Annotated in this window: 8 protein-coding genes; all 8 read right to left on the bottom strand. The window is 66.4% G+C overall.

The genetic code is table 11. The annotated features are described in order from the left end of the window. Positions 1-582: 582 nt before the first annotated feature. A complete protein-coding gene (locus QZY48_RS05725; RefSeq protein WP_295428881.1) occupies positions 583-1,014 on the bottom strand; it encodes a response regulator in 432 nt (143 codons plus the stop codon). 1 nt (position 1,015) lies between these two features. Further along, on the bottom strand, positions 1,016-2,509 hold the full coding sequence (locus QZY48_RS05730; protein WP_295428884.1) for a PAS domain-containing protein: 1,494 nt from the start codon (positions 2,507-2,509) through the stop codon (positions 1,016-1,018). Further along, a complete protein-coding gene (locus QZY48_RS05735; RefSeq protein ID WP_295428886.1) occupies positions 2,484-3,206 on the bottom strand; it encodes a GvpL/GvpF family gas vesicle protein in 723 nt (240 codons plus the stop codon). Before QZY48_RS05735 ends, QZY48_RS05730 begins: the two co-directional genes overlap by 26 nt. Before the next feature lie 17 nt (positions 3,207-3,223). Next, entirely contained in the window at positions 3,224-3,988 is a 765-nt protein-coding gene (locus tag QZY48_RS05740) for a GvpL/GvpF family gas vesicle protein (protein WP_295428889.1), read from the bottom strand. Positions 3,989-4,014: 26 nt separating this feature from the next. Next, positions 4,015-5,400, bottom strand: coding sequence for a sigma-54 dependent transcriptional regulator (locus QZY48_RS05745; RefSeq protein ID WP_295428891.1), 1,386 nt, complete (start codon positions 5,398-5,400; stop codon positions 4,015-4,017). A gap of 1,070 nt (positions 5,401-6,470) precedes the next feature. Then, the gene (locus tag QZY48_RS05750; RefSeq protein WP_295428892.1) at positions 6,471-7,697 is read right to left on the bottom strand and encodes a pyridoxal phosphate-dependent aminotransferase; all 1,227 of its coding nucleotides are present in this window, start codon (positions 7,695-7,697) and stop codon (positions 6,471-6,473) included. A 152-nt stretch (positions 7,698-7,849) separates the two neighbouring features. Continuing rightward, positions 7,850-8,167, bottom strand: coding sequence for a hypothetical protein (locus QZY48_RS05755; RefSeq protein ID WP_295428894.1), 318 nt, complete (start codon positions 8,165-8,167; stop codon positions 7,850-7,852). Between the two features lie 133 nt (positions 8,168-8,300). Beyond that, on the bottom strand, positions 8,301-8,530 hold a 230-nt coding region (locus QZY48_RS05760), incomplete at its 5' end, for a hypothetical protein (protein ID WP_295428896.1).

The following is an 8,530-nucleotide window of genomic DNA, read 5'->3' on the forward strand; positions in this document are numbered from 1 at the left end:
ATGCGGTCAACAACTTCGGCCAGGCTGGAGGAATCGGTGGAGTTGGCGACTTTTGCCATTTTCTTTACCCTCTGAGAGTGATTTGACATGCACGTGATGTGCGCCGAAAGCGAACCTACCGGGCCTGGGTCACATTGCGCCTCCCTGCGCCCCCACCCCGCCGGGGGAGTCCCCTGATCCGCTTGATACTGCCGACGGGCTCAGGGCTTCCCGGTGTGGCATCCTGCCGACTCGGTCGCTTGATGGATATAAAGCAACTGGCGTGCCAGAAGCAGACTCCGCCGAAACGGATTGATAACTCTATATAAAACAAACATCAAGAGTCGTCAGCTGGACCTGGATGCAGTGAATCCCGGGGGTAAGGCCGTAGTTGTTATGGAATGCGTTCCATAGCTCTGGCGTTGGTTCCATAGCGAATCTGAGGAACCATCAGCCTGGAAAGCGCAGTTATCCACAGATGAACACAGATTATTCATTGGCTTACGCTTGGCCGGTGACTCACCTTGTGGGTGATTGTGACAGTAGCGATAAGCGCATGATAATTGAAAGAGAATCTGTGTTCATCTGTGGATTGTAGGCTGATCAGTCCGTCCCGATCGCCGCAATCCGGTCGATCAGGGCCAGGATTTCACCATGCAGGAAGGGCTTGGCGACGAAACCCTGAATCAGGCCGCTCTGCAGCGCCTGGTCGACGGCCGGGTCATCGGCAAAGAAATAGCCGGAGATCAGGACCACGAAGGGGTCGCCCAGGAGATCGCGCAGGTGCTTGATCAGGACCATCCCCGACATATCCGGAAGCTTGGCGTCCACAAAGACGGCGCGATAGCGGGTGTGGTGGCTGAGGTCGATGGCCTCCTGGGCGCACAGTGCGTGATGCACCGGGAAGCCGCGACGGGCAATCAGGCGCCCCAGGATCCAGTTGATGTCGGGTTCGTCATCGACGGTGAGAAAGGCGGGAGCGATGCGGGCGCCGGTGGCGCCGCCCGCTGCCGCTGATGTGTCCGGACCTGACATCCTAAGCCAGCGGCAAATGGACGACGAAGCAGGTGCCGATCCCGGGCGCGCTCTCTACCTCGATACGTCCATGATGCTGTTGAATGATCGAATAGCAGATGGACAGGCCCAGGCCGGTGCCCTTGCCGACCGGGGAGCGGGTGTAGAAGGGGTCGAAGATCTTGCCGATGTCCGCGGCATCGATCCCGATGCCGGTGTCGATGACATGCACCAGGACCTCGTCGCCGTCGCGGTCCAAGGTCAGGGTGAGCAGGCCGCCATTGGGCATGGAGGCGATGGCGTTGAGCAGGATGTTGATGAACGCCTGCTCCAGCAGGCTCGGCACCCCGCGCACCCACAGGGGTTGCTCGCAAAACTGGGTCTCGACATCGAGCTGGTTGAGATGGGCCTGATGGTTGACCACCGACAGGGCCTGGTTGAGCAGGGCGAGCGGGTCGACCCGGGTCATCTTGTCGCCGCCCGCGGGGCGGGCGAAGCGCAACAGGTTCTCGATGATCTCGGAGGCCTTGTGGACGCCGGCGATGGTCTTCTGCACACACTCGCGGCGCAAATCCGGTGCCAGGTCCTCATCCAGGAGGAACTGCGCGGCGGATGAGCAGACCGCCAAGGGGTTGCGGATCTCGTGGGCGATGCCGCCGGCCATCACGCCCAGGGCGGCGAGTTTCTGGGATTGGAGCAACTGGGCCTCCAGCCGGTGGCGTTCGGTCAGGTCACGTCCGGCGGCGACCATGCCGGTGGTCTCACCGTCGGCATTGAGCATGGGTGCCAGGGTCCAGGACACCGCGATGCGCTCCTCCGACAGGGTGGTCAGGGCCCACTCCGCGGTGCGGCTGGCGGCCATGGCGGGGCCGCCGCCTAAGGCCTGTTCAATCTCCGGCCGGTCCGCGGGGGCGAAGAACTCCGGCAGGCGCCGGCCGATCGCCTCGCACGCCTGATAGCCGGTAAGCCGTTCCGCCGCCTTGTTCCAACTGAGGATGCGGCCGCGGTTGTCGGTCGAGAGCAGGATGTCGCTGGCGCTCTCCACCACGCTCGCCAGGTGACGCTCCACCCGCTGGATATCCTGGCTCAAGCGCACCTGCTCGGTGATGTCTTCCATCAGGAACAGGGCGTATTGGACCTGATCGTTCCAGTTGAACGGCAGGGCGCGAAAATAATAGGTCCGCATGGGCACGCCGGGGGCGCGGAAGGTCATGCGCTGGGACGGGCTCTGCTCGTTGCGCTCGAAGACCCGGCGTACGCAGTCGAGGATGCGGGTGCGCTCCACGATGGTCGGGGGAAAGACGTCTTCAAAGCGATGGCCGATGGTATCGCGGGGCGTCCGATTGCCCTTTTGCAGGAAGTTGCGATTGGCCATGGCGATGCGCAGGCGGCTGTCGACCAACAGGATCGACGACGGAATCGCATCGAACAGGGTACGAAACAGGTTCTCGTAGGGTTCGCGGGCGTTGCCACCGTCCGCAAGGCCTGGTTCAAGCCAGGGACCGGAGGTCATCATCGATCGCTCCAACGAAGTTGTAGGGTGGCCAGGGGCCGGTGATCAGGCCGGACCCCGGGACCGCGGAGGGGTCTCGCCGCAACGCCTCCACGAAGGCCCCGCTCTGCTCGCGGGGGACCAGGAAATAGAGCGAGAGCAGGGAGCGCCCGCCGATCTGACCGAACTCCTGATGCAGGTCACGGTAGAGCCCGGCCACGATCCGCTCAATGGCACCGCGTGCCTCACCGGCCCGGGCGGCCGCGAGGGCCTCCTCGTCGAGGCGGCGCCGGATCACCGCCAGGTGGCCGTGACCGGGGCCGAGGTCCTTCGGTCCGTCGGCCTCCGGGGCGGGCGCGGGTGCCGCCGCCGTCGCGGTCGGCGGCGCGGCCTTGGGGAGCATCAGACGGATGCCGATCTCGACGCAATCGTCCAGATGATCCAGCATGGTCAGCAGCCGCGCCTGGTGTCCGGTGAGCAGTTTGCGCACCGCGGCATCGGAGGTGAAGACGCAGCCGAAGCGCATGGGGATCAGGGGTGCGTCACAGTGCAGGCACGCGATCAGGTCCGCGTAGCCCTGGAGTTGTGCGCTGTCCGCCGCCCGGACCTGATCCGGGTCCACGTCGGCGACGACCGCCCGCAGCCCGTCCACGCCGATCCCCCGCAGCCCCCCGGGCAGGGGCGCGCAGCGCGGCGGGTCGCGCAGGATGCAATGGAGCATGGGACGCCTGCCGACCGTCATGGTGCCCCGCAAAAGCTGTAGAGCGGCCAGGGTCCGGAGCAGTGCAGTTGCAGCCCGTCCTCCAGATAGGGGGCTTGGGCGCGCTCGATCGCCGCGTGCAGGGCCGCGGCACCGCCGGGGGCCACCAGGCAGGCCCAGTTGGCGACCGCCGGGTCGCGTGCGGGGCGGGTCATAACGGCCTCGCTGCAGCGGCGCAACTGCGGGTCCAGGTCCGCGATAACCGCGCTGAGCCAGGGGCCGATGGCACGTTGCGCCTCCACCTTGCGCCGTTGCTGCTCAAGATAGCCGCGACCGCCGACGATGGTGTCCGCGGCGTCCGCAAAGCCTTCGCGCAGGCGTGCCGCCGTGGCCTGGTCGCGGTCCAGCAGGGCCTTGACAGCCCATTCCTCGCGCCCCGGCATGCGGGCGAAGAAGTCGAGCAGGGTGTGGCGCCGACGGGCGGCCTCCAGGGCCAGGGCCCCGACGGAGGAGAACAGGGTGCCGAAGGGGAGGGGGAAGACAGTGGTGGCGGCCATCGCGCGCGTGATGACGAGATCGTGGGCCTCGACCCGCGGCAGCAGCCATTTGAGGTCGGCCAGGCGCTCCTCCGCCTGCGCGCCGGCGAAGCGTTCCGCGGGGCAGTCACTCAAGACCGCCTTCAAGCCTGCCGCGGCGCCGATATAGACCGGCTCCTCCCAACCACAGTCGCCGAGCCCCAAAGCGCCCGCCTGATCGATCTGAAGTGAGGCCGGCGCGAAACAGAACGCGTAAATCGCGCGCATTGCTCATCCCGGTCTTAGTCTTGGTCTCAGGCGCTCAATCCGTAGGTCTTGAGCTTCGTGTGGACCGTCTTATAGTCCACTTGGAGCATACGCGCAACCGCCGCCTTGTTCCCGCGCGAGCGCTGCAGGGCCTCGAACAATACCTGGCGCTCCACGTCCGCCATGCGCGTGCGCACAATCTCCTTCAGCGACAGACCCGTTTGGTAAACCACGTTGTCGGCCGCCGTCGGCGTGCGCTCGGGCCCGGCGTCCGGCAGTGCCAGGTGGTGGGTGTCGATCGTGAAGTTTGCGATCAGCACCGCCCGGCGGACGATGCTGCGCAACTGGCGCACATTTCCCGGCCAGGGGTAGGCGAGCAGGGCCGCCGCGGCCTCCTCGGTGAAACTGCCGACCTGCTTGCCCAGCTCCCGATTGGCCTCGGCGAGGAACTGCGTGGCGATGTGCAGGATATCCTGGGCGCGGGCGCGCAGGGGCGGGACCGCCACGCGGTAGTCGCACAGGCGATAAAGCAGGTCCTCGCGGAAGGTCCCCTTGCTGACCGCCTCGGTGAGGTCCTGGTTGCTGGCCGAGATCAGCCGCACGTCCACCGGGACCGGCTTGGTTCCGCCGACGCGGTAGATCACCCGCTCCTGGAGCACACGCAACAGTCGCGCCTGCGCGGACCAGGCCAGGTTGCCGATCTCATCCAGCAACAGGGTCCCGCCATGGGCGGCCTCGAACTTGCCCGGCTGTTGCCGCTCCGCACCGGTGAAGGCGCCGCGCTCATGGCCGAACAATTCGTTTTCGATCAGGGTGTCAGGGATGGTGCCGCAATCCACGGCGACGAAGGGGTGCCCGGCGCGGGGGCTGAGATCATGAATGGCGCGGGCCACCACCTCCTTGCCCGCGCCGGTCTCACCGAACAGGCTCACGGCGAAATTCGTCGGCGCCACCCGTTCCACGTCCTCGATCGTGCGCGTGATCGCCGGGCTGGTCCCCATCCGGGCGCGCAGTCCGAGCGCGGCGCTCGGGATCATGGGGGCCTGCTGACGGCACGCCAAGGCCTCGCGCACCTTGTTCAGCAAGCCTTGGTTGTCGAAGGGCTTGGAGAGATAATCAAAGGCGCCTTCTTTGATGGCGACCACCGCCCCGGCCAGATCGGCGAAGCCGGTCAACAGGATAACCGGCAGGTGGGGGCTCGCGACCTTGAGCCGGCGCAGGAGATCCAGACCCGTCATGTCCGGCAGCCGGTAGTCCAGGATGGCCAGGCGCGGACCGCAGGTGCGGGCCAGACACAGACCCTCGCCGGCGTCCTGCGCGGCGATGACCCGGAAGCCCGCGCGCTGCAGTACCAGTTGGAGGATGCGGCGCATACTCTCGTCATCATCCACGACCAGGATAACGTCTGACGACTCGCTCATTTCCCCGTTCATGACTGTAGTCCTGGACTAGTTGCCTGAGTGCGCGCTCCCGCTGGCGGGAGGCCGACCGGTCTGAAGCCGGCGTACTCTCTTGTTTTCGATAATGACCGCGGTTGGCAGTGGGCTGTTGGTCCGCTCCTCATTCGTCAGCGAACCCGATGCCCCGGCGTTGCGCAGTGCGATGCCCAGCAGTATCATCCGGGTTCCGGCCATTCACTTGATAGCGGTAGGCCAATCCCGAGCGATCCCAGGGCCGCACACTCGTTACGAGACTATGAACCATTTCGGCGCGCGAGATACGTAAACTTTAGTAAATCCGCGGCGGGATCGGTCGTGGGAACGGTTAAGTTTGGTAAATCCGCGCGCCCGGCGGGCCCGGGGCCTTGCCGCCGGATGCGCGCTAAGCCCCTGGTTTGAGAGGTTCGCGGTGCCGGCCGGGCCTGGGGGCGCGAGCGCCCCGCCCGCCTGGCGGATCCAGCGCCCGGCCCCGAGCGTCGCGGCGGTCGGCGTCACGATCAAGTCGCTACGACAACGCAATCCTTCAAGCCGATCGATCAGTCCGTATTGTGTATGCACTTAAGAAAGTCGGACAGCGACCACTTGCGAAAGTTCCCCGGCGGCGGGACGGGGCATTCGCCCCGTCTTGGACATTGATTCAGTCGCCGACCCTTTGTCGGCGGGGTAATCTTGCTGCTACTTCCGCCGCCCGGGCCTGGCGTGCGTGGTGCGGGGAATGTCGCCCGGCCCTCGGTGCGGCCGGACCACCCACTTTCATGCCGACAGGTCGGAGGCAAGCGATGGCGACGACACAGACGGGCGCGGCTCTGCTGCTGGGGGCGCTGCTGCTGGGGTAGGGCGGGGGGCGCAGGCCGTGATGATCGACGTCGGCAACGGTCTGAAGCTCATCAGCTTCGACTGGGCCTGATCAAGGTCGAGCGTTCGACGGCATCACGATCGGGACCTGACCGGGATGGCCGATTTCGAGATCATTGGGGAACTCGGGTCAGCGCGGTCATGGCCCGCGGTTAGAAAAGAACCGGCAGGCGGCTGCGGGGTCCGCGGGGCGAGACGCCCCTGCTCCGTCAGCCGCCATGGCGCTTGCGGTAACCCTCGAGGAAGCGCCCGATCCGTCCCATGGCATCGCCCAGGTCGTCGGTATTGGGCAGGAAGACGACGCGCAGGTGGTCCGGGTGCGGCCAGTTGAAGCCGCTGCCCTGCACCAACAGCACCTTGGCCTCCAACAGCAGGTCCAGGATAAACTGCTGGTCGTTGATGATGGGGTAGACCTTGGGGTCCAGCCGGGGGAACAGGTACAGGGCCGCCTGGGGCTTGTGGCAGGTCACACCGGGGATGGCGGTCAGCAGTTCGTGGGCCAGGTCGCGCTGCTTGCACAGGCGCCCGTGGGGCGCGACCAGGTCGTCGATGCTCTGATAACCGCCGAGCGCCGTCTGGATGGCATATTGGGCCGGTACATTGGCGCACAGGCGCATGGAGGCGAGGATGTCCAGCCCCTCGATGTAGTCGCGGGCCTGGCGCTTCTCCCCGGACACGATCGCCCAACCGGCGCGGTAGCCGCAGGCGCGGTAGTTCTTGGACAGGCCGTTGAAGGTGACGAACAGCACGTCCTCGGCGAGCGACGCGATGGAGGTATGGGTGGCGCCGTCGTAGAGCACCTTGTCGTAGATCTCGTCGGCATAGACGATCAATTGGTGCGTGCGGGCGATCTCCACGATCTCCAGCAGCAGGTCCACCGGGTAGAGTGCGCCGGTGGGATTGTTGGGGTTGATGATGACGATGGCGCGGGTCGAGGAGGTGATCTTGGCGCGGATGTCGTTCAGATCCGGCAGCCAACCCGCCCCCTCGTCGCAGAGATAGTGACAGGGGGTACCGCCCGCGAGCGACACGGCGGCGGTCCACAGTGGATAGTCGGGGGCCGGCACCAGCACCTCGTCGCCGCTGTCGAGCAAGGCCCCCATGGTCATGACGATCAGTTCCGAGACCCCGTTGCCGATGTAGATGTCCCCGACCTGGACCGCGGCGATCTGCTTTTCCTGGGTGTAGTGCATGATCGCCTTGCGGGCGGCGAAGAGCCCCTTGGACTCGATATAACCCGAGGCGTTGGGCAGGTTGTGGATGACGTCGCGCACAATCTCGTCCGGCGCCTCGAAGCCGAAGACGGCCGGGTTGCCGATGTTGAGCTTGATGATGTGGTGGCCTTCCTCCTCCATCTGGTAGGCGCGGGCCATCACCGGGCCGCGGATGTCGTAGCAGACATTGGCCAGTTTGGCGGATTTGAGGACGGGCTGCATGGCGGGTGACTTCCAATGGGTGGGGGCGCCGGGTGCGGCCCGGCGGACCGCCCCCGGGGCGCGTGACAAGCCGACCAAGGTACCCGATCGAGCCCGCGCCCGGCAAATGGCGAAACCGCCCGGGCGCCGTGTCGCGACCAGGGTCCCGGCCCTCAGGGGATGTAGCCCGGGGCGTTCGGCCCCAGGTTCTTCTCGCCCCGGATGGCCGCGTCGCGCGGGTCGACCGTCACCTCCGGCACGCCGCCCTCATTGGTGGTCCCGTCGCTGAAATCCTGCACGTCCTCACCGATGGCCGGGCCGCCGCGTCCTTGCGGGCCGGGCTCGATGACCTGGCGGACGTCCACCTCGATCCCCTGGGTGGTGACGATCTCCTCGGCGGCGGCCCCGGCGGCGGTCAGGCCGAGCGCCAGCAGCAGGGGGCCGACGACGGCGAATGTCAGGTTCTTGGGGCTCGGGTTGTTGGATGTCACTTTGCACCTCCTGGGTTGATCGAGCGAAGGAGGCAGAATGTAGCCCGAAACCAGGATGCGCGACAGCCCAAGTTGCCCTGGTGCGCGCCGAACGCGTGGGATAACCCGTCGTCGCCGCCCCGCCCCGCGGCGTTCAAGGCGCGACCTTGAGGGAGGGACCCGGCGGGGGCGGCTTCAGCCGCGGCGGAGCCCTCCGGGCGCCGCGCAACGGCGCCGGACACCGGCAGTTGCGTGGCCGCCCGGGTGCGATCAGAACTGATGTGGTGACCGAGATCCCGGGTACGCTGTCGTTGTCGTTGTCGTTGTCGTAATCGAATAATCCGACCACGACCACGACCACGACCACGACCACGACCACGACAA

The organism is uncultured Thiodictyon sp., assembly GCF_903828115.1.
In the GTDB taxonomy this organism is placed as follows: Bacteria; Pseudomonadota; Gammaproteobacteria; order Chromatiales; family Chromatiaceae; genus Thiodictyon.

Excerpts from the sequence above, each read along its gene's own strand:
- QZY48_RS05750 (WP_295428892.1), bottom strand. The coding sequence starts at position 7,697 with ATGCAGCCCGTCCTCAAATCCGCCAAACTGGCCAATGTCTGCTACGAC.
- QZY48_RS05745 (WP_295428891.1), bottom strand. The coding sequence starts at position 5,400 with ATGAACGGGGAAATGAGCGAGTCGTCAGACGTTATCCTGGTCGTGGAT.
- QZY48_RS05740 (WP_295428889.1), bottom strand. The coding sequence starts at position 3,988 with ATGCGCGCGATTTACGCGTTCTGTTTCGCGCCGGCCTCACTTCAGATC.
- QZY48_RS05725 (WP_295428881.1), bottom strand. The coding sequence starts at position 1,014 with ATGTCAGGTCCGGACACATCAGCGGCAGCGGGCGGCGCCACCGGCGCC.
- QZY48_RS05730 (WP_295428884.1), bottom strand. The coding sequence starts at position 2,509 with ATGATGACCTCCGGTCCCTGGCTTGAACCAGGCCTTGCGGACGGTGGC.
- QZY48_RS05735 (WP_295428886.1), bottom strand. The coding sequence starts at position 3,206 with ATGCTCCATTGCATCCTGCGCGACCCGCCGCGCTGCGCGCCCCTGCCC.